A 19,500-nucleotide genomic window follows, 5' to 3' on the forward strand; every position below is an offset into this window, starting at 1 on the left:
TGGCACCACAGGCCACACCCGTAAGCTGCTGACGCAAAGAGCGGACGATCACACCGGTTGCGACCCGCGACCGGCAACTCGACCTGAAGGCCGATGAGTCCGCAAACAGGGAGCCACGGGGGTTGGCCCTGCGGCGTTGTGAAAGGGAGCGGCTTCATGGCCAAGGACCTTGACATCACATATCAGGACATGCGGGAAGCTGCCAAGCATGTCGTGAAGGAGAAGGAAAAGCTCCAGGAGAAGCTCGAGGGCCTCCGCAAGTACATCAACAACCTCGTGCAGTCCGGCTACGTCACGAAGAGCTCGTCGAAGGCGTTCGACGAGAACTTCGACGAGTTCGTGCAGGGCACGAAGACGACGCTGGACGGTCTGGATGGCATGGGTGACTACCTGACCATGGCTGCGGACAAGTTCGAGCAGATTGATGAGGAGCTGGCGAAGCAGGCTCGTAAGTAGCCGGACGATGCCTGCCCGGTGCGGCAGCGGATGCTGAACGCGCCGGGCAGGCGCCCGGCTGGCCGAGGCCCGTCAGCTGTCGGGGAGGGGCTGCCGGAGCACGTACATGTGAAGATCGCTGCGGAGTTCTTCCGTGTCGACGCGCAGCCAGGATCCGTCGCGGAAACGTATGAGCAGGATGCTCGTCTCGAACTCGCCGGAGAAGGGGTCGACGAGGGTTGCTTCGGAGGCAGGCAGGCGGGCGACGACCTGCATGCGCTTCTCCCGCCCCACACTGACGCGCCGCGGCGGAGCCGCCAGGACGATCCCCTCCCGGGTCGCAAGCAGCATGCGCTCGTGGTGGGTGGAGTGGCTGTACCAACGCAGCAGGAACTGCCCGGCGTTGCCGTGCCAGTTGCCGTCGAAGACGTTGTCGAGGTCCTGTTGGGCGATGGCGGCGTCCCGGCGCTTGTCCTCTTCCTCCTTGGCACGCCGCTGCTCCTTCTCTTCCTTCCTGTCGAGGGATCGCTTGACGGCTTCTTCCGCAGCGGCCAGAAGGCGCAACAACATGAGGAGAGGTATGAACGGTGCGCAGAGCACCATGCCGATCATGCTCAGTGGAGGCAGTCTGGCAGGGCGGAGACGGGGGTTGCCTGCGGCCTGGAGTACGTCGGCGGGTGGCTGCGGGATCTTGCCGATCCAGCACCAGTCGCCGGCTTCGGCGTGGATGCCTAGGCGGTCCATTGCCACGCGCTGCTTGTCCGTAGGTGTCACGTCAAGACTCTCCTCGCCGACGCGGAACGGGATTGGTGTATCGAGAGCGTATCTCGTACGGGGCGCCAGGAGGAGTGAGGGAGTCCGCAATCGCGCCCGCGCTCGTCAGATGCACATCGAGAGAAGTTGTAGAGCCATAGAGAGGCATCGCTGATGGGGGACCACATAAAGGCGGATCTCGCCGCCATCAAACAGTGCTCACGAGACCTGACGAAGATTCATGGCGAGTTCGAGCGGAACGGCAATCCTGCGGACGAGTACGGTCAGGCGGTAGGCCATGGTGGGCTCAAGGACGCCTTCGGGGAATTCGGGGACACCTGGAAGAAAACGCGCAAGAAACTGATGAAGGAACTTGAGCAGCTGGCCGAATTCACGCGTACCGCCGCCAAGGCGTACGACGAGATCGACCAGGAACTGGCCAGGGCCATACGTGATGCCAAGGCGCAGAGCAAGGGGAAGAAGTGAGCAGGACCGACGCCGACTGGCCGCCTCTGTGGCATGACGACCCGACACCGGGTGACCCGGAGGAAGTCGCCGAACTGGGACGCAAGTTGCGCAAGATGGCCGACATGATCCAGGAGCAGTCCCGGGTCATCAAGGCGCTTGCTTCGGTGGAGGGTTGGGACAGTGAGGCCGGAAAGGGCTTCCACGAACTGGCTGGCGGCACGGCGGACAAGCTGAAGAAGTCCTTCGAGCGCTATGACGAGGCGGCCAAGGCCATCGGGGAGGACGTGCGCGAAGGCAGCTCCGATCAGTTCGCCAGTGAAATGCGCCGCGCGCAGCGGAAGGCGGACAAGGCGCTCGCCGACTACCGTGAGGCCAAGGCCGATCATGACCTCGCGGACGACGAGGTGAAGAAGTTCACCGAAAAGTATCCCGCGCAGAACATTCCCGCCGCGGACAAGGAAGAGTGCGAGCGCTGGGTCAAGAAGCGTGACGAGGCCCTGCATCGCATCGGCGATGCACGCAGGGCGGTGAAGGACGCCAGGGAAATCTACGACGACGCGGGGGACAAGGCGGCCCGTCATATCAGGAACGTCGTGCACCATGATGCGGTCCGGGATCCGGGCGGTTTCATGAACCTGCTGGCGGACTGGGCGGATATGTTGTCGAACATCTCGGCCGTCCTGTCCGTGCTTGCGGTGATCTGCGCATTCGTCCCGCCCCTTCAGTTCCTGGCTCCCATATTCGCGGCCCTTGCCGTGGTGACCAGCGCGGCTGCGCTCGCCGGCCATGCATACGACATGACAGTGCGTGGCGGGAAGGTCGATTGGATGAAGCTGGGAGCCGATGCGCTGGGAGTGTTCCCCGGACTCGGCGCCCTGAAGGGGATCAAGGCTCTCAAGGGTGTCAAGGGACTGGCGAAGCTCAAGGTGGGAGGCTCCGCCGCACTCCGCGGTGTGGGAGACAACTTTATGAACGGGATCGCCGTCAAGGGCGTCAACTGGGTTCTGGGCAAGGCAGGCCGCAGCGCGATAGAGGGCAGGAAGATCACGGGAGTGATCAAGGGGGCCGGTCTCGGCAGCGCCCTGCACAGGATGCTCAGCGGCGAGAACGGCGAGAGGACCGGTTACCAGGAGCCTGCCGCCAGTACACCCACACCCACGCCCACACCTGTGCCGTCGCCTTCGCCCGGTCCCGCTCCGAACGTTTCGCCGAAGCCGTTCAATGCGGCCCTGGCGGCCTAAGGCTTGGAATCCGTTCAAGGAGGACAGAAACCATGAGCGAGGACAAGCGGAACCTCGGGCCGCGGGAGTTCATCGGCCGGCGGGGTGGTGACGTGGCTACGTTGGTCGAGAGCTCGGTGATCGCTTCCGTGCCCGAGGCGAAGCGGGCCGCGGAGGAAGCTCGACGAGAGCTTCGGTTCGACTTCCTGGACGACCGAGCGGTGCTCGAACTGCTGCGCTGGCGTCATGTCGACGAAGAGGACATGTTCAACGCAGGGTTCAAGCACGGAGTGCCGCTTGCGCTCGTCGGCTTCGGGGCCGTGACCTATTGGGCCGGCGTGGCTCAGTACTGGGAGACCGCAGCAGCCCGCAACGCCTATCTGGCGGTCGCCGGAGCCGTCCTGGCGCTTGAGATCTTCTTCTTCGTGCGAAGCGCGATTTCACAATGGGGCGATCCGGTCCGGCAGAACCTGCGGGCCCGGGCGGCGAAGTACCGGCAGATCGCCCACGTCGCTCGTCGGGGAGGAGCTGACATCCCCGCTCACTACCCGCACTACGGGCCCTACCCCTTCGCCGCGAGATTCCGTCCCGAAGTGGCTGATCGCGAACAGTCCGAGAGCAAAGGCGCAGATGACCACGGACACCGTTGACGAAGCCCAGCGCAGCCTCACAGAAAGGGGCGGCATAGAGGTTCGCTGGATCATGCCGGAGGGCTTCCTCGAGCTGCCTTTCGAGGCTGATGACTTGGAAGAGCTGGGTAAGCAACTGCTCGAGTTGGCCAAGCAGGCGCTGCCCGGTGCCGACGAGGAAGTGCAGGTGCAGTACGCCGCGATGTGCGTGGCGCACTACGACGAGTTCATCGAGGCGGGCGTGCAGTACGCGGGCTTCGTCACCACGGAGGTCGACGGTGTCCGCTGCACAGCGACGGTGAACGTCAGCCTGCTGGACCTCGATGAGCGGGCCGGCAGCAATCCGGTGGGCTTCATCGCCACCACGATGCGGCACCTGGAGCTCGGACAGATCGGTGAAGTGCAGCTGCCCTGCGGCCCGGCAGTGACGTGCGTCGGCAACCGGTCGTCCAGCATCGACGGGAGCCTGACGCAGTCGGGGCAGGACGAGTCGATCTGGACGTCGTTCATACAGGTCCAGATTCCGCTGACCAACGGGACCGTGCTCCTGCTGGAAATGGGCACATCGACGGTCGAAGGGTGGGACGTCTTCTCCGCCATGTTCGCCGGCATCGTGAAGAGCGTCCGCTTCTTCGACAGCGACGGAGCCCCGCTGGTGATGCCGGGATGAAGGAGGCGGCACCAGGCGACGCGTCACCGACGGTGGGGGTGCCCAGGGACTATCGGCTGCTGGTTCCGCGGGAGTGGTTCCGCATCGACCTCATGCAGGATCGCTGGCGCGCTCAACTGAAGACGTATGTGGACCGGCAGGCAGAGGGCCGACGCGTGCCCGCGGAGCTGCAACAAGACGTGTGGGCCACACTGCGCAACACCGCCGAAGCCGGCCGCGCGCGCGGTGCCATGGAGTTCTTCCTCCTCACGACCACACGGAACGGCGGCCTCCCGGCCTCGCTCCTCGTGTCCTTGATCCCGCTGGGCAACACCCCTGCTGATCCCGAGAAGTACGCGGCCTGGCTCGAGCTTCGGGAGCCTGAAGGCCCAGGGCGGCGACACGTGTCGGTGGTGGATCTTCCCGCGGGTGCCGCGGTGCGCGTTCACGGTGCCACGACGTTGGACGTACATGCCCTGATGCCCGGCGGGGTGGGTTACCTGACGCTCTCCTTCTCGGCCCCGCTCACCGGGATGTCCGGCCCGATGGAGCAGTTGTGTGACGCCATCGCGGGTTCTCTGCGGTGGGTCGTATGACGCGGGCAGGAGCTCTGCGAGGCGGCCTGGGGATGGTCGGGGTGATTCTCGGGCTGGTCGTCGGCGCGGGCGTGATCCTGCTGGTCATGGGCCTGGGGAAGCGATTCGCCCGTGAGGCCGTTCCGGTGTTGGTGGACCTGCCCGGTGGCGCCTGGACGTTTGGTGGCGGCCTCGGTGTGGTCACCGTGCTCGGGGTGGCCGGCTGGCTGCGGTGTGCCTCCGGGCTCTCGGACCGGACCCGCCTGGCGCGAGGCCTGCACGCCGTCGGCACGGCGGTCTGCTGCGCGGCGGCGTTCGGGCCGTTCTTCCTGCTGCTGAGCGGACTGCCCGGCAGGAACTGCCGGTCGGAGAGCTGCGCTTACATCCCCGGGACCGGCAGCGCGTTCCTGGCCTATGCCCTCAGCGCCGGTCTGGTGGGCTGGTCCGTCCACCGCTGGACCGGCGCGCGGGCTGCGGAGCAGGCGGCGCGGGAGCGGGAACGGATACGGAGGCTTCGGAAGAAGGGCAAGGGGAAGAGCCGGGCGGCGCGTCAGGGATAGCGGGGAATCGCGTACTCACGCGGAATTGTCCGCGGTTTCGATACGCAGCGGTCTGTTCACCAGCACTTCTCCGCCTGGGTCTCGACGAACACCTTGGCAGGAGGCGGAATCGGTCTGAGAGCGTCACTGGCACTTCTCCGCCTTGGCCTCTACGAACACCTTCGATGCCTGCCACATGCCGTCACCCGTGGGGAACTTGACCATCACGACCTTGAAGTAGTCGAAGTCAGCGATGCTGGGCTTGCTCCTCAGGATTTTCTCAGTCCTGACCTCTTTGCCGTAGAACTTGCTTGAGTCCACGCAGAACGCGACTTCCACTGAGTTGCCGTTCGGGGCAGACCGCGTGGTGGCTAGGTAGTGGCGCCGGGTGCCGGTGGCCGTCCAGCCGCCGTCGACCCTGCTATCGATCTGAGTCTTTGCGTAATGCAGCCCATCGCCTGTGGAATAGGCTGTCACGGCCGCGTCGTTGGACGTGCGTTTGTAGACGCCCCGGTAGATGGCACGGACGAAATTGGCGGCATCGTCCATCGCAGCCGCTTCGTTCCTGTCCTTCGGCTTGTCCCAGTCGAAGACCAGGTTCATGTCCTTGGGCAGGGACACGTCGACGCCATCCGGCTTGTCCTCTGCCTGTGCCGCCGACGGTTCCGCAGACTCCTTCGGCGTCTCCGACCCGCGGTCGGCTCCGGCGCTCTTGTCGTTGCCGCTGGGCTTGTCGTCCCCGCTACCGCAGGCCGTCAACAGCAGTGCCGCCGTCGCCGCAAGCGCGGCAGCAACGGACAATGGGCGGCGCTTCACAGTGGCTCCCCGTGAGAAACAGAAGTTCAGTTAGGGCACAGACGGTACCGGTGAGGTTTCCGGTTTCACCAGAGCGAATTTCCGCAAGGTCGTGGGTAATTCGGGATGTATGGGACTCTCACAGAGATGGCTGGGTCCCGATCGTGCCCCCACAGTGGACGGCCCGGATACCACCGTGTAGGGCGACAGGGAGCCCTGGTGCTGGGAACGATTCGCTAGTCCTTCCCGTGCCAGTGAGCCGGTGTGGCCGCGGCGATTGTAGGGGCGGCTGTAGGGGCCGCATCGGCCGGACCGGTCACCCCCGTAAACTGCTGACGCCGCGCGGCGCCTGTTCACGGGTGCCGCGCCGCGCGGCTGGGTGACGAGACTTACCTCAGGGATCACTGAGCGGGGGCCTGAGTCGAGTCGAGCCGGCTCATCGTGTGCCTCAGTAGACCGTCAGGGCTCCGTCGGCTGAGTGGCCTCTTCGGCCTCCGGGCGTCGGCGGTCGTTGATGACGAAGGCCGCGCGGATGAGCGCTGTGATCGTGACGATCGTGGAGAGCAGTCCCACTGCCCAGAGCCACGGATAGTTGCTGAACACCCAGCTTGGTGCGGTGTCGCGGCCGCGGCCCCACTTGCCGGTGTCCTGGGCGTTGAATACGAGGCTCACGTAGGGCACGAGCGCGGCTGCGGATGTGACACCGAGGCCCGTGCGGACCAGCGTGCGGGCGGGGTGGGCCTTCCAGGACTTCCATTTCATGCTGCTCAGCGACCATACCGAGAGAAGCACCATGCACGGGGCCAGGGCCCCCAGGCATGCGGCGAAGACGTAGGCCCCGCCCGGCCACGCCTCTGCTGCCCACTGCCAGGTGTCGTCGCCCCACAGCATGTCGACGACTGCCAGGAGGACGATGCCGCCTGTGATGCAGAGAAAGACGAGGCAGCCGAAGACGAACTCGCCCTTCTTCTTCGCGTCCTTGTCGCTGGTACGCCGCTTGCCCGCATGTCGCTCGTACTGCAGCGAAGGGGCAGATGCTTTGCGGCGTCGGGGTTTGGCTGTGCCTCCCACGCTTTCCGTCTCCTTCTCGCCCGGTCACCTGTTGACGGACAGTCGTGATCTGCTCACCGGCACTTCTCCGCCGCCGTCTCGACGAACACCTTGGATGCCTGCCACAGGTCCGTACTTGTGGGGAACTTGACCATCACGATCTCGAAGTAGTCGAAGTCCTCGAGGCTGGGCTTGGTCTTGAGCACCTTCTTGGTCTTGATTTCCTTGCCGTAGAACTTCCCTGAGTCCGCGCAGAACGCGACCTCTACCGACTTGCCGTTCGTAGTGGACCGCGTGGTGGCGTCGTAGTGGCGCAGCGTTCCGCTGGCAGTCCAGCCGCCGTCGATCCAGGCATCGATCTGAGTATTCGCATAGCGCAGCCCATCGCCGGTGGCGTAGGTGGTCACAGCCGCGTCCATGGTCGTGCGCTTGTCGACGCCCCGGTAGATGGCACGGAGATAGCTCGCGGCGTCGTCCATCGCCGCCGCTTCGTTCTTGTCCTTCGGCTTGTCCCAGTCGAAGACCAGGTTCATGTCCTTGGGCAGGGACAGGTCGACGCCGTCAGGCTTGTTCTCTGCCGGTGTCCCCGATTGTTCCGCGGACTCCTTCGGGGACTCCACTACCTGGCCGGCGCCTGCGGTTTTGTCGTTGTCGCTGGACTTGTCGTCCCCGCTACCGCAGGCCGTCAACCCAGTGCCGCCGTCACCGCCAGCGCGGCAGCAATGGGCAAAGCGCGGCGCTTCACAGTGACTCCCCGTGAGACAGAAGTTCAGTCAAGAGCACCGACGGTATCGCTGAGGTTCTTGGTTTCACCAGTGCGAACTTCCGGGAGCGCAGGGGCCATTCGGGAAGTATGGGTCTCTCGCAGGGCTGGTTGTGTCCTGATCGTGCTCGGCGCTGGTCGACTGGTCTGGGCGCGGTGACTCTAGCGGTTTGGGTCACATCAACCAGCATGACCAGACAACGACATCACCGATCAGCCGTCACAACCTGAGGCTGTAGTACTTGGCGTCCTGGACGGGCATGCGGAATGCCGCTCAACAATGCTCACTGCTTGAATTCGCCCAGGCGGCGTCGGTCAATGGGCCGTGCCGGGAAGTCGGAGCGTCCGCGCGAAGTCGTCCAGTGCCTCCATTGCCGCGGCGATCACTTCCGGATCGTCGTGGTGCCCGCGGAGGCACACGTCGGGGATGCCAGGCCGGGTGTGCCAGTGATAGGTCACCGAGGTCATCATGATGGTGCTGTCCGCCGGGTAGGAGCGGATGACCCGGACGCCGTCCTCGCCCAGATGCGGGGAGGCGAAAGCAATGCTGCCGGTGCGTTGCTGCCACTCGGGGATGTCCGGGTGCGGCACGGACGGCGCGCTGATCCCCTCGCAGGAGGCCGCGTCAGGGGTTTCGCACTGGATGCGGGTGGCGTGCATCACCAGGGGCATGTAGGTGAGTGGGACGGGGTGGTAGATGAACGCCTCGTCGGCCTGGAGCTTGTCCCGCAGGATGCCAAGCGTCTGCTCGTAGAAGTTCTTGTGGAATCGGCGGAGCTTGCGGGTGAGTTCAATGTTGTGAATAGCGGCCAGGCCGGTCAGATGCTGGTCCAGCCATTCCTTGAAGGTCCGTCTGTCGATCTGGAGATGGAAATAACCCCAGAGGCCCGGGTCGGCATCTGTGTCGATGTGGAGCGGGGCGCCGAGGTCGGCGCTCCAGAGGGTGCCGTCTGACATGAGCGGTCTCTTTCGTCGAGGCGTGGACAGTGGGGTCAGGTCCTCAGGAGTAGCTCCAGCGGAAGGTGCTCATGACGGCGTCGAACAGCTCCACGAGGGTGTCGTAGAAGGCGGGATCCGACCCGGGCGCGATCAGCGCGCTGTAGGAGAAGGTGAGGTACTTGTCAGGCGTGCTGTCCGGAATCGGCACGAAGTACTCGACCCGCCGGTGAGCGACCTCGACGCCCTGTTCCGGGTCGGCGGGTACCTCTCGTTCCGAACGCAGGGCCGCGGTCTCGTCGAGCTCGCGGGTCTCGGCTCCGGGGGTCTCGGAGGCGAGCGCGGCAAGGACCGCTTCCGGGCCGCTCTCGGGCCTGACCCGCGGAATCTCGATCGGCTCGGAGGCCACGATCGAGACGGGCAGCGCGATGCCGTGGAGGCGTTCTGTGGGGAGGTAGAGGGTCATTCCCCCCTTGGCGCTGGCCCGGCGGACGACCTTCTTCAACTCCTGGGTGAGCTTCAGCCGGGCCTTCGAGATGTCGTCCTTGGGAAAGCCTACGGGCAGTTGCGCCACGGCCTTGCGGACGATGCGATCCATCGCTTCCCGGGTACCCGAGTGCAGCGGAATAACGTCCCAGCCGGGCGGCGGCACCAAGTTGAAGCCGCTCGGAGCGTGGCGGTGCTCAACGGTGGTCATTGCGCCCCCGCGTCAATTCCACGGCATAGGAAATGCCTACGAAAAGTGCCCACGCCGGGGCGGCGATCATGCCCGGCCAGAAGCCGAAGAATAGCGAGGGCAGGAAAAAACCGCCACCCATGGCCAGATCTCTGGTGAGGTAGGGGGGACGGCTCGCATGACGCGGGTACTTCGCGAATACCCAGACGTAGTGCAGGAGGCAGCCGACGATCCCGGCCTCATAGACGAAGAGCACGTCATTCATCAGGGATTTCGGCACCAGGATCATAATTCCCAAGACCGGCAGGAACAGCGGCATTCCGATGAACAACGTCAGTCGAAGCCGCCGGTTGGGGCCGGTGCCGATGCCAGTGCGGGCGGCTTCGGCCTCGACAATGCGTTGCGCCGAGTACAGGTCCATGGCCATTCCTTACCAGTGGGTGTCGGGGGCGGGCTTCAACGTGTTGTCCTTCCAGTCCGAGTACGCCGCGTTGTACGGCTTCTCGCCGCTTCCGAACTTCTCGTTGGTCAAGCTTGTCAGGTCGCTCTTCCCCAGCGCCTTGTCCATGACATCCATCCCCATGCCGGTCCAGGCGATGCCGAGGCCCACTTGGTAGGCCTTGTACGCCTTGTCCGCGGCGGCCCCAGCGGCCTCCGGGAAGACAGCCTTGTTCGCCTGCAGCATCTTCGCCATGCCGGCCATCTCCTTGTCGCCGAGGTGCACCAGCGTCGACAACGGGCTGACCCTCAGCGGACCTTTGGCGACCAGGCCGACGTTCTGTGAGATGGACTTGCGCATCGCGTTACGAGCCGCTCCGAGGGCCTGCTGCCCCGGTCCCGGCGGCACTTTGGTCATCAACCGCCCGGTGTCGTCCATGATGCTCTTGACACCCCTGAGCCCTTTGCTCAGGCCGGCGGTCCGGGCCGCCTGAGCGGCGCCCACGGTGGCCTTGGCGCCGCTGGCGAGCTTCGCGGCGGCCCCGAGACCGCCCACGACGAGCAGCCCACCCACGACGTCGAAGATGACATCCGTCCAGGTGGCGTCGCCGGATGCCACCAGCAGGAGTCTGAGCAGGATGGTGAGGCCCGCGATGCCTAGTACGAGCATGTTCAAGCCGGGGATGGCGAGCGCCAGAAAGCCCGCGAACGTCGCGACCCAGCCGAGAACATCGATGAAAGCCTTGATCCCGTTCGCATGGTCATGGACCCAGCCCTTGACGTCGTCCCACCACGAGTCCTCGATCACGTCTTCGATCTCGGCGCGGATCTTCCCCGCGTAGTGGTTGGCGCGAGTGCTCCGTTCGCCGGTGAGAGTGTGCAGACGGGTCCGGTAAGGCTGCAGGGGATCGTCGGCGGGACTGGTGCCGCTGGTGGACGGGTGCGGGACGTCCTTGTCCTCCGAGGCGGCCTTCTTGGCCTTGTCGGCCTCGACCTCCTCCTGCTTCTCCTTGGTCTCGCGCAGGAGTTTGTCGGCGTCGCTCTGGAAGTCCTCCAGCTCGTTCGACCACTTGGTCAGATGGCCGTGCACACGCTCGTACCGGCTGGCCACCTCCCGCATGTGCTTCTCCAGCGTGCCGGACTCCTCGCGCAGGCGTTTGACGTACTTGCCCTTGAGGGTGTCCTCGTCGCTGATCGCCTTGAGGTTCTTGGCCTGGTCCCGGAGTTTCTTGGCGACCGAGACCATGTGCTTGACCTCGGCGCGGATCTCCTCCGGATCACCGGGCACGGGGTCGGAGTCGCACAGCGGCTGCCAGTCGACCGGACGGCGCTTGGATGTAGGTGTCACTTTTTCTGCTTCTTCTTGCCCTGCTTGGCCAACTGCTCGTCCAGGTCCTCGAACGCCTTCTTGGTTCCGGCCACCATCTCGCCCACCGACTTGAGTGACTCGACGAGCCGGGTGCGGTAGTCGTCCCAGTTGTCGACGAAGTCCTCCATGACATCGGCGATGGCACCGGAGCCCCAGTGCTTGTCCATGTCGTCGCGACGGTTCTCGATGTCCTCGAAGGTCTTCTTGAGCTGCCCGAGCTTGCGTTCGCAGTCCGCGAGGAACTCGTAGTCGACCGTCAGGTCCGAATCGCCCATGAATGCCCCTCCCCCCGTGCGTGGTCTCGCTGCTGTCGGTTCACCGGTTGACGGCCTGGATCTCCTGGACGGTCACCGCCTGGTCGTTGCCGAACGTCCCGTCGGGCAGGTCGCCGCCCGCGCCGCCGGTGCCGGTCCAGGCGATGTCCCAAGTGATGGTGGCCTGAAGCTTGTAGGTGCCGTCGCCGGAGGAGCGGAGGTACTTGATCCCGCACGGCGGTGTCTCGTCGGCCTTGCCCTGGGCGTAGGGCTCGCCGATGGAGTTGTCGGCGTTGATGGTGCACTCGCCGGAGGCCGGGTAGGTCTCGGCGTCCTCGGTGCCCGGCTCCAGCTTGAGGGACACCGGCTTGGCGGTGGTGGTGGCCTGGATGTTGAAGCCGGGGACGTTGATGGCCGCCGTGGCCTGGACCTCGTCGAAGACGGCCTTGTCGAGCCAGGCCCAGGTTGGCAGGTTCACCTTGGTGTTGGCCTCGGGAGCGAGGGTGACCTTGGTGTCGGGGAGCTCCATGTGCTGGTAGGCGAGAGCGGCGAGTATCTCAGGCTTGATGGCCTCTTCGTACTGGGGCGGTGGCGCCTCGCCGTTCTCCACCCAGAAGGGGAGGTCCGTGCACGACGTCCGCTTGAGATAGTCCGGCTCGTTGGGGTTCTCGACGCCGGCCCAGAACATTCCCTTGCCGTCGTTCTCGACGTTGTAGTCCTTGTAGCCGGGACTTCCGGTCCAGCCGAACCCGTCTTCGTAGTGGCGCTTCGTCTCACCGATCGCGGCACCCGCGGTCCCGCCCATGCCGGGTGCGTTCAGCTGGCTATCGATGTGCTTGGACATCTCCTTCTTGAAGTCCTTGGCGCCGAGGTAGGGGGCGTACCAGCAGGGAGGTGGTGTCCAGTTGACGTCCGAGGACGTCACGTTTCCGGTACCGCCGTCCTTGGCGACGGATCCGGAGTACTGGATGCGGGCAGCGGCGTAAATGCCTTTGCCGTCGCCGCCGCCCTGCTGCTCCGCGTTGGCTCCCTTGCCGGAACCCACCGGCTTTGCGGCGTAGGCGGGTTCCGTGAGGACGAGGGTGCTGAGGGCCAGAGTCAGTGCTGCGGTACCGAGGAGTACGCGCCGTGATCCGTTCACTGGCATTTCGTCGCCTTCGTCTCGACGAACACCTTGGATGCCTGCCACAGGTCTGTACCCGTTGGGAACCTGACCATGATGATCTTGTAATAGTCGAAGTCCTCGAGGCTGGGCTTGGTCTTGAGGATCTTCTCTGTCTTGATTTCCTTGCCGTAGAACTTCCCTGCGTCCGCACAGAACGCCACCTCCACCGACTTGCCGTTGGCAGAGGACCGCGTGGTGGCGTCGTAGTGGCGCAGCGTCCCTGTGGCGGTCCAGCCGCCCTTGATCCATTCGTTGATCTGTACCTGCGCGTAGTGCAGCCCGTCGCCGGTGGCGTACGCGGTCACCGCCGCGTCCTTGGTCGTCCGCTTGTCGACGCCCCGATAGATGGCACGGAAGAAGTTCGCGGCATCATCCATCGCAGCCGCTTCGTTCTTGTCCTTCGGCTTGTCCCAGGCGAAGACCAGATTCATGTCCTTGGGGAGGGACACGTCCACGCCGTCCGGATTGTCCTCTGCCGGTGCTCCCGAGGGTGATGCCGACTCCTTCGGCGCCTTCGCTCCCTGGTCGGCGCCGGCGATCTTGTCGTTGTCGCTGGACTTGTCGTCCCCGCTACCGCAGGCCGTCAACAGCAGTGCTGCCGTCGCCACCAGTGCGGCAGCAACGGGCAATGGGCGGCGCTTCACAGTGACTCCCCGTGAGACAGAAGTTCAGTTAGAGCACTGACGCTACCGGTGAGGTTTCCGGTTTCACCAGAGCGAACTTCCGCGAGAACAGGGGTAATTCGGGATGTATGGGCCTCTCGCGGGGCTGGCTGTGTCGTGATCGTGCTCATACAGGCGACGGCGCCGGATGCCGCCGTGTCCGGTGTCCGGCGTCCTGATGTTCCGAAGGCCGATTCGCTAGTGCGGGTGTCGCTGTGCGCAAGGGCAGCCAGCCCGGCTCCAGAAGAAGCAGGCTCGTGACTAGGCCGGCCTCCGGTCGACCGAGGCAAGTCCGCTGCGGGGAAAGGGCTGTCGGGGCACGTACATGTGAAGATCGCTGCCGAGCTCTTCCGTGTCGACGCGCAGCCAGGATCCGTCACGGAAACGGATCAACAGCATCCTCGCCTCGAACTCGCCGGAGAAGGGGTCGACGAGGGTTGCCTCGGAGGCGGGAAGGTGGGCGACGATCTGCAGGCGCTTCTCACGCCCCACGCTGACGCGCTGCGGCGGAGCCGCCAGGAAGATCCCCTCCGGGGTCGCAAGCTGTCGCCTGCGGAACGAGCGGTATAAACAGGGCCTTCGGGCCAGCCTCCAAGTTCGTTCTGGATGTCATTGCGCTCGGTGTCACGGAACCAACGCCTGCCCCTGACGCGCATCGCCTCACCAGTGGCGAAGGTGACGGGAACTCGGGCGAGGAGTGTCTCCTCTGGGGCTGGCTGCCAGACGTTCATGCAGGTCACTCCGGGGTTGGGTTGAGCCAGGTACTGCGACGGTCAGCCGCGATGTGCGATCGGGCCAACCGTCCGCCGCTGCAAGCAGTTTGGGTAGCGGTAGGGCTCGCAACTGCGTGCTCCCTCGTCGTTCAGGAGCGGCGTTCTTCTGGAGTGTCACCGCAGTCATTCTTTTGAAGAGGGGCGGGAGAACTTCCATTGAGCAGCTCGACCAACTCGGTGGTGTGGGCGGAGCTGCGTGTGGTCAGCCGAGCCCACGAGCCGTCGCGAAAGCTGAGCCGGAAGTCCCGGCGGCCGAGGCTGAATCGTCTGACGGCCGCGGCGGCGACGTTCTCGCGTTCTGTCTCCCACAGTGTTGTGCCGGAACCGACGACGAGGAGACGTCGCGTAGTCACAACGATCTCGGTGACGTACCGGGGCGGACACCGGGAAGGGTCCAGCTGCCAGGGCAGAGTGCGGGCGGTGTCTTCGGGGTCGGCCCACATGACCGGGAAGTCGTCGACTTCGTCTTCCCGCTCCTCGAGCTTTCCACGGCCTGGCTCGTAGTCGAGCGTGGCACCGCCCAGCAGGTCGGAGAGGATCCCCCAGGCCGCGGCGAACACGCCGGAGACGGTCTTACGCAGATGCACGCCGATCCTGCCGGGCAAGCGGCGAACGGCGAAGGTGTTCCCTTCCGGCCAGCCGGGCAGTTCGGCCTCGATGTCGTTGCGTCGGCGGTCGCGAAATGAGCGTCGTCCATCCACGGTGGCGGCGGTGCCGGTCGCAAACGACCCGGGACAGCGCGCCAGTGGGGTCTCGCCGAGCTCTGGGTGGCAGTCCACAGGTCCTATTTGACGGCGTTGCACAGAAACTTCCCTTGAACCCAGTTATGAATCAGCGGACGATGTCTCGGCCAACGCATCGGCCGGATCGGCGAAGGACACCGTCTGAAGGATTGCCTCCATCAATTCGCAGAACTGTGGCCAGTGGTCGACGTATGCCGTCAAAAGCGTGAAGACTGCGGTGAACGGCCCAGTCGGAAAGGGGACATGCACCTGTAGTTGCGCGGTGACGAGCTCCTTCGCATCACCGTCTGCTGTCATTTCGGAGTTGACCTGGAACTGGCGCCAAGTGGCGCAGGCCACCGCCGGCCCGCACGGCAGGTCGAGCCAGTGGACCTCGTTGTAAGGGTCCTGGGAGAGGGTCGCGAGGATGCCCTGAGCCACTACGTCCGTGTCCACGCCGGCGTGGTCCGTCGGGACGGCGGCCAGGGTGAAGGCGCACTGGGCAGCCCCCTCCGAGAGGTCGTGCCTGGCCACGGCGCCCTCCGGCGTGCGCTCCTCCTCGGAAGTGGAGAACAGGCCTATCGCGGCGTAGGACACGCCGGTGTCCACCAGGAGCTCCGCCACACCTGCGTAGTAGGGGGAGGCGGGATTCCAGATGCTTTCGTCCCCGCGTGAGTACAGAGCACGTACGAAGGAGTCGGCGCGCTGTGCGCGTTCCTCGGGCGTGGCGGCGAGAGGGAGGGAGAAGAAGCCCTCGGGGGTGAGGAACCAAATAGGGGGTGGGTCGTCCGGCGGAGCCGGTGGGAGAAGTGGTGCGGTCGAACCAGGAGCGGGTGTCATGGGGGCGGGGCCGTTCCAAGTGTGTGAGGAGATGAGGTCAGAAGTCCTCGGGAAGGTAGTCGCCGATGTCAACCCTTGTTCCGTCGGGTTCCATGGTGATGTTCACTTCCGAGGCTCCGAAAGCAGATGTGTATCTGCTCGGGAGCAGGATCTCGACACGAATGCGCCCTGTCGGGTTTCGAGTGATGATGGGAGAGACGGTATCCGGAATCTCCTTCTCCGTGGTGAAGTCCAAAACGGTGGCTCGCTGCTGCGGAGTCAGGGCTTCAAGAGGGACCAGCTCGCGTGGGGGCGTGAGATAGCGAGTGAGCTTTCGTCGGGCCTGGCAGCGCAGTCTGCACCACGAGCCGTCCGCGAAGACGACCTTGAAGTCGTTACCGTCCTTGAAGTTCTTCAGTTCCACTCTGCTGATGTCGGAGCGAGGGCACTGCCAGATCACCTCGTCGTCGATGACCTTCAGGTCCTTCTTGTCAAAGGGAAGGTGAACGATGACAATTCGGCGGTCGGTGACAATCAGATGCGTGAGATGGTGCTTCTGATCCGCACGGCCGGGATCCAGTTGCCATGGCAGCGTGCGGGCGATCGTCCCGGGCCCGGCCCACATGACTGGGAAGTCCTCGACCTCGTCGGCCGGGTCGTCGGGAGTGTCGGAGCCCTCGTCATGAGACCTGCTGCCGCCGCTCACGTTACCGCCGGCTGAGCTGAGGAAAGCCATGACTGCGACGCCTGCCGCCGCTGCGGCGCCCCGCAACGACTTGTTGGCGACCGCGCCGCTCATGGAACGGGCCGTATAGGAAGGCCCCTCGGGCCAGCCCGGCAGCAGGTGTTGAATGTCGTTGCGCTCAGGGTCACGGAACCAGCGCATACCCCTGACTCGCGTGGCAGCGCCTGTGGCGAACGTGACCGGAGCGCGGGCAAGAAGCGTCTCTCCCGGGTCGGGCTGCCAGATGCTCATTGCAGTGCGGCCTTCCTCATGTAGAGCACTAGGTTCTGTGATCAATCACCGGACAGTGCCTGGCCGATGTGTGCGCCAACCTTAGGTGCGATCTTGAAACCTCCATCGATCGCCCTCCCCAGGCCGCTGAGGGGATCCATGTCGCCCTTGAACAACGTGTTGATTCCTCTCGTGCCCAGCCACTGGCCCTGTTCATAACCGGCACTCACAAGACCGCCCATACGTGACATCATGCCGCTGCTTGCATGCGAGACCTCGTAAGCATGTTCGGACATACCTCCGATCTTTATCAAGCCAGCTTTTCCGAACCCCTGTGTGAGATCTTCCGAAGCCTTTCCGAAGGACAGCAGAACCCGTGACGGGCCGATGTCCTTGTACTGGAATCCCTTTCCGAGCAGCTTCGATGTGGCCTTGGCGGCGCCTTCGGCCGCGTCCGCTGTCTTGCCGACGACCTTGACGCCCTTGCCGAACATTCCGATGCCCGGCATCAGGCCCAGTGCGTCCAGCCCGAGCGTGGCCCAACTCACGTCCGCGCCGGACCCCTTGGCGATGCCATGGGTTGCCAGGGTGAGCCCGCCGCCGATGAGCGCGGCCGTACCGAAGATGGCCGCGAGCGGCGGGAACGGGAGCGTGACGATGGCCAGCATGCCCAGCACCGCGGTGATGTCGCCGAGCACGTCACCGATCGCCTTGATCAGGTCGGCGTGCTCCTTGAGCCAGTCGCCGGTGGCGTCCCAGGCGTCCGCGATGCCCTGGCCCAGCTTGTCCCAGAAGCCAGGTTCGTCGGGGGCGATGTCGGCGGCCTTGTCCAGCTCCTTGCTGATCTTTGCCGCGGCCTGCTTGTAGCGTTCCTCGAGGTCGTGCAGCTTGCCGAGAAGGCCGGTCACGTCTCCGGAGGCCTTGCCGTACTCCGGGGTGCCTTCCTTGGCCTCGGCTCTGGCGTCGAGTTTCTCTCCGGCTGCCTTTTCCAGCCGGTCCGCCTCGTCCTGGAAGTCCTGGAGGTCGTTGGCCCAGCGGTGCAGCGCCCGTGATGCCTTGTCGAAGGACTCGTGGCTCTTGCGGATGAGCGGGGTGACGTCCTGTCCTATGTACTCGGTGAAGGCGAGCGCGGTCTTGCCCTTCCAGGCACCGCACTCGATTCGCTCCAGCTCGCGTACCGCTGTGCCCAGTTCGCCGGCCAGCTTGCCCAGCCGTTTGGCGAGTTCCCGGGTGTCCTCCACGCTGCCCGGAGTGGGGTCCCGGCCTATGTGCGGAAACGGGGGCCGCCGCCCAGTCACGTCACTTGCCCTTCTTCTTGGCCTTGAGAGATTCGGCCAGCTCCAGATCGAGCCCGTCGAACGTCTGGCCGATCTTGTTGATCATCTTCACCGCGCCGTGGGTGTGCTTGCCGAGCTGCTTGATGCCGTAGCCCCAGTCGTCGGCGAAGTCCTGTACGTCTTCGATGAGTTGGCTTTCGCCGACGGCAGATGCGTCAGTGCCTCGAAGGCTGCGGCGGGCGTCCTCCATGCGGTCGCTCATGGAGGAGAAGGTCTTCTTCAAGTGCTCGAATACGGTGTCTTCGAGGCGCAGATCACTCATGTGGGGGTTTTCAGTCTTCCAGTGGCTTGGAGCGTGATCGGCGGCCCGCGGGTGGGGGAACCGCAGGCCGCCCGCGCCGGGTCAGCGGTTGACGGCTTGGATCTCCTGGACGGCGATGTCTTGGTCGTTACCGAAGGTGCCGTCGGGCAGGTCTCCGCCAGCACCGCCAGAACCGGCCCAGGTGATGTCCCAGGTGACGGTGGCCTGGAGCTTGAAGGTTCCGTCCCCTGAGGAACGAAGGTATCGGATGCCGCACGGAGGCTGCCGGTCGGCCTTGGCTCGTTCGTAGGGTTCGCCGATGGAGCCGTCGTCATTGATCGCGCACTCGCCGGACGCTGGGTAGGTCTCGGCGTCGGGTGTGCCGGGTTCGAGCTTGAGTGAGACCGGGGCGGCGGTGGTCTGGATGTTGGAGCCGCCGGCTCACTTTGGCGGTCGGCAACTGGATGCGGTTGTAGTGGGGTTCGGCAAGAATCTGCGGAGTTACCGCGTTCTGGACGGGCGGGGCGTCACCTTTTCCACCAGTGTCGATTCCCTGAGAGGACCGAGTCCTGATCGGGTGGCCGCCGGGGACTCGTAGGGTGTGGATGTGCTTCGGGCTGAGCGCGTGAAGATCGATACAGGGACGTTCCCCACGGGTGACGCCGCCCGGGCGTGAATGCTGCGGAGTCCAGGCAGCCGGATGGTTGCCATCGAGGCTGACTGCATACGCTGCCGCCCATGGCCTTCATCCCCCTCGTGCCCTCCAGAGAAGTCGCAGTCACCGTCTGGCGGTTGGCGTCAGGCTGCTGATTTTCTTGCTGGTCTTTGCTGTGGTCCTGACGGGCCTTGCCGTTGCCGGTCAAAGGCTGGAGTGGCTGGCGCGTCTAGGGGCCGGGGCCGTGTCCTCGTGGTTGCTTGTGTGGTGGTGTGCCCGGTACTGGTACGCGGCCTTTTGTGAGGGGCGGCGGGATGAGCCGGTCGCCGAGCCCGATCCTTGGCCCTGGCTGCTGCCGCCGCTGTTGATCGGCGCCGCGGTGGGGTTCTTCGGGGTGCGGCAGGTGGCCCGGGGGGACAGCAGCGGGTGGTTCGGGGTGGGGCTGGCCGTGGTGTTCGGCGGGCCTGCGGCCGTGACGGTCGTCGTGCTCGTGGCGTCCTGGATTTCCGACCGGCGGAGGCGGAGCCCGCCGGCGCCTGCCGCGCCGGTGGAGCCGCCGCGTCCGCGGCGTGACTGGGCGTCCATCGGGAGGTGAGGGTGGGCTGGCTCAAGCACACCTCGA

Annotated in this window: 24 protein-coding genes and 2 pseudogenes; 7 read left to right on the top strand and 19 right to left on the bottom strand. The window is 65.1% G+C overall.

All coding sequences use genetic code 11. The features are described 5' to 3' along the window. Window positions 1-156 precede the first annotated feature (156 nt). Window positions 157-456: a WXG100 family type VII secretion target gene (locus tag PV963_RS26655; RefSeq protein ID WP_082319687.1), complete on the top strand. Its 300-nt coding sequence runs from the start codon at window positions 157-159 to the stop codon at window positions 454-456. Window positions 457-528: 72 nt separating this feature from the next. Here the strand turns inward: PV963_RS26655 and PV963_RS26660 are convergent, their stop codons facing one another. Beyond that, on the bottom strand, window positions 529-1,209 hold the full coding sequence (locus PV963_RS26660; RefSeq protein ID WP_274818250.1) for a hypothetical protein: 681 nt from the start codon (window positions 1,207-1,209) through the stop codon (window positions 529-531). Between the two features lie 153 nt (window positions 1,210-1,362). Between PV963_RS26660 and PV963_RS26665 the strand changes: the two genes are divergently transcribed. The 6 genes from PV963_RS26665 to PV963_RS26690 are packed head-to-tail and all read left to right on the top strand — an operon-like array spanning window position 1,363 to window position 5,289. Beyond that, the gene (locus PV963_RS26665; RefSeq protein WP_274818251.1) at window positions 1,363-1,674 is read left to right on the top strand and encodes a WXG100 family type VII secretion target; all 312 of its coding nucleotides are present in this window, start codon (window positions 1,363-1,365) and stop codon (window positions 1,672-1,674) included. Next, window positions 1,671-2,897, top strand: coding sequence for a putative T7SS-secreted protein (locus PV963_RS26670; RefSeq protein ID WP_274818252.1), 1,227 nt, complete (start codon window positions 1,671-1,673; stop codon window positions 2,895-2,897). Before PV963_RS26665 ends, PV963_RS26670 begins: the two co-directional genes overlap by 4 nt. 32 nt (window positions 2,898-2,929) lie before the next feature. Next, on the top strand, window positions 2,930-3,526 hold the full coding sequence (locus PV963_RS26675; RefSeq protein ID WP_274818253.1) for a hypothetical protein: 597 nt from the start codon (window positions 2,930-2,932) through the stop codon (window positions 3,524-3,526). After that, window positions 3,507-4,175, top strand: a complete 669-nt coding sequence (locus tag PV963_RS26680; protein ID WP_274818254.1) for a hypothetical protein — start codon at window positions 3,507-3,509, stop codon at window positions 4,173-4,175. The genes PV963_RS26675 and PV963_RS26680 overlap by 20 nt, the downstream gene beginning before the upstream one ends. Beyond that, a complete protein-coding gene (locus PV963_RS26685) occupies window positions 4,172-4,750 on the top strand; it encodes a hypothetical protein (protein ID WP_274818255.1) in 579 nt (192 codons plus the stop codon). Before PV963_RS26680 ends, PV963_RS26685 begins: the two co-directional genes overlap by 4 nt. After that, window positions 4,747-5,289 carry a hypothetical protein gene (locus PV963_RS26690; RefSeq protein WP_274818256.1) on the top strand — a complete coding sequence of 181 codons (543 nt, stop codon included), beginning with the start codon at window positions 4,747-4,749 and terminating at the stop codon, window positions 5,287-5,289. The genes PV963_RS26685 and PV963_RS26690 overlap by 4 nt, the downstream gene beginning before the upstream one ends. A gap of 123 nt (window positions 5,290-5,412) precedes the next feature. Here the strand turns inward: PV963_RS26690 and PV963_RS26695 are convergent, their stop codons facing one another. The 18 genes and pseudogenes from PV963_RS26695 to PV963_RS26785 all read right to left on the bottom strand — a co-directional run bounded on the left by PV963_RS26695 (window position 5,413) and on the right by PV963_RS26785 (window position 19,463). Then, on the bottom strand, window positions 5,413-6,084 hold the full coding sequence (locus tag PV963_RS26695) for a hypothetical protein (RefSeq protein ID WP_274818257.1): 672 nt from the start codon (window positions 6,082-6,084) through the stop codon (window positions 5,413-5,415). 438 nt (window positions 6,085-6,522) lie between these two features. Beyond that, entirely contained in the window at window positions 6,523-7,134 is a 612-nt protein-coding gene (locus tag PV963_RS26700) for a hypothetical protein (RefSeq protein ID WP_274818258.1), read from the bottom strand. A 53-nt stretch (window positions 7,135-7,187) separates the two neighbouring features. Beyond that, window positions 7,188-7,858, bottom strand: a pseudogene (locus PV963_RS26705) (hypothetical protein). Between the two features lie 333 nt (window positions 7,859-8,191). Then, window positions 8,192-8,833: a hypothetical protein gene (locus tag PV963_RS26710; protein ID WP_274818259.1), complete on the bottom strand. Its 642-nt coding sequence runs from the start codon at window positions 8,831-8,833 to the stop codon at window positions 8,192-8,194. 43 nt (window positions 8,834-8,876) lie between these two features. Then, window positions 8,877-9,410, bottom strand: a complete 534-nt coding sequence (locus PV963_RS26715) for a hypothetical protein (protein ID WP_274818260.1) — start codon at window positions 9,408-9,410, stop codon at window positions 8,877-8,879. An 85-nt stretch (window positions 9,411-9,495) separates the two neighbouring features. Then, window positions 9,496-9,909, bottom strand: coding sequence for a hypothetical protein (locus tag PV963_RS26720; protein WP_274818261.1), 414 nt, complete (start codon window positions 9,907-9,909; stop codon window positions 9,496-9,498). 9 nt (window positions 9,910-9,918) lie between these two features. Then, the gene (locus PV963_RS26725) at window positions 9,919-11,274 is read right to left on the bottom strand and encodes a hypothetical protein (RefSeq protein ID WP_274818262.1); all 1,356 of its coding nucleotides are present in this window, start codon (window positions 11,272-11,274) and stop codon (window positions 9,919-9,921) included. Further along, window positions 11,271-11,570, bottom strand: a complete 300-nt coding sequence (locus PV963_RS26730; protein WP_274818263.1) for a hypothetical protein — start codon at window positions 11,568-11,570, stop codon at window positions 11,271-11,273. The genes PV963_RS26725 and PV963_RS26730 overlap by 4 nt, the downstream gene beginning before the upstream one ends. Before the next feature lie 40 nt (window positions 11,571-11,610). After that, window positions 11,611-12,696: a hypothetical protein gene (locus PV963_RS26735; protein WP_274818264.1), complete on the bottom strand. Its 1,086-nt coding sequence runs from the start codon at window positions 12,694-12,696 to the stop codon at window positions 11,611-11,613. Then, complete coding sequence (locus PV963_RS26740) at window positions 12,687-13,358, bottom strand: hypothetical protein (RefSeq protein ID WP_274818265.1); 672 nt, start codon at window positions 13,356-13,358, stop codon at window positions 12,687-12,689. Before PV963_RS26740 ends, PV963_RS26735 begins: the two co-directional genes overlap by 10 nt. A 279-nt stretch (window positions 13,359-13,637) precedes the next feature. Further along, window positions 13,638-13,868 carry a hypothetical protein gene (locus PV963_RS26745; protein WP_274822316.1) on the bottom strand — a complete coding sequence of 77 codons (231 nt, stop codon included), beginning with the start codon at window positions 13,866-13,868 and terminating at the stop codon, window positions 13,638-13,640. 370 nt (window positions 13,869-14,238) lie between these two features. Beyond that, window positions 14,239-14,928: a hypothetical protein gene (locus PV963_RS26755; protein WP_274818266.1), complete on the bottom strand. Its 690-nt coding sequence runs from the start codon at window positions 14,926-14,928 to the stop codon at window positions 14,239-14,241. A gap of 45 nt (window positions 14,929-14,973) precedes the next feature. Further along, window positions 14,974-15,495 carry a hypothetical protein gene (locus tag PV963_RS26760; protein WP_274818267.1) on the bottom strand — a complete coding sequence of 174 codons (522 nt, stop codon included), beginning with the start codon at window positions 15,493-15,495 and terminating at the stop codon, window positions 14,974-14,976. A gap of 253 nt (window positions 15,496-15,748) precedes the next feature. After that, complete coding sequence (locus PV963_RS26765; protein WP_274818268.1) at window positions 15,749-16,666, bottom strand: hypothetical protein; 918 nt, start codon at window positions 16,664-16,666, stop codon at window positions 15,749-15,751. A 41-nt stretch (window positions 16,667-16,707) separates the two neighbouring features. Continuing rightward, window positions 16,708-17,886 (bottom strand): enoyl-CoA hydratase/isomerase family protein, encoded by a 1,179-nt coding sequence (locus PV963_RS26770; protein WP_425540944.1) that lies wholly within the window; start codon window positions 17,884-17,886, stop codon window positions 16,708-16,710. A 58-nt stretch (window positions 17,887-17,944) separates the two neighbouring features. After that, window positions 17,945-18,244 carry a hypothetical protein gene (locus PV963_RS26775; RefSeq protein ID WP_274818270.1) on the bottom strand — a complete coding sequence of 100 codons (300 nt, stop codon included), beginning with the start codon at window positions 18,242-18,244 and terminating at the stop codon, window positions 17,945-17,947. A gap of 81 nt (window positions 18,245-18,325) precedes the next feature. After that, window positions 18,326-18,755, bottom strand: a pseudogene (locus PV963_RS26780) (hypothetical protein); the annotation flags it as partial. 327 nt (window positions 18,756-19,082) lie between these two features. Beyond that, window positions 19,083-19,463: a hypothetical protein gene (locus PV963_RS26785; RefSeq protein ID WP_274818271.1), complete on the bottom strand. Its 381-nt coding sequence runs from the start codon at window positions 19,461-19,463 to the stop codon at window positions 19,083-19,085. Window positions 19,464-19,500: the final 37 nt, after the last annotated feature.

Origin of the sequence: Streptomyces coeruleorubidus (assembly GCF_028885415.1) — a bacterium.
GTDB lineage: Bacteria > Actinomycetota > Actinomycetes > Streptomycetales > Streptomycetaceae > Streptomyces > Streptomyces coeruleorubidus_A.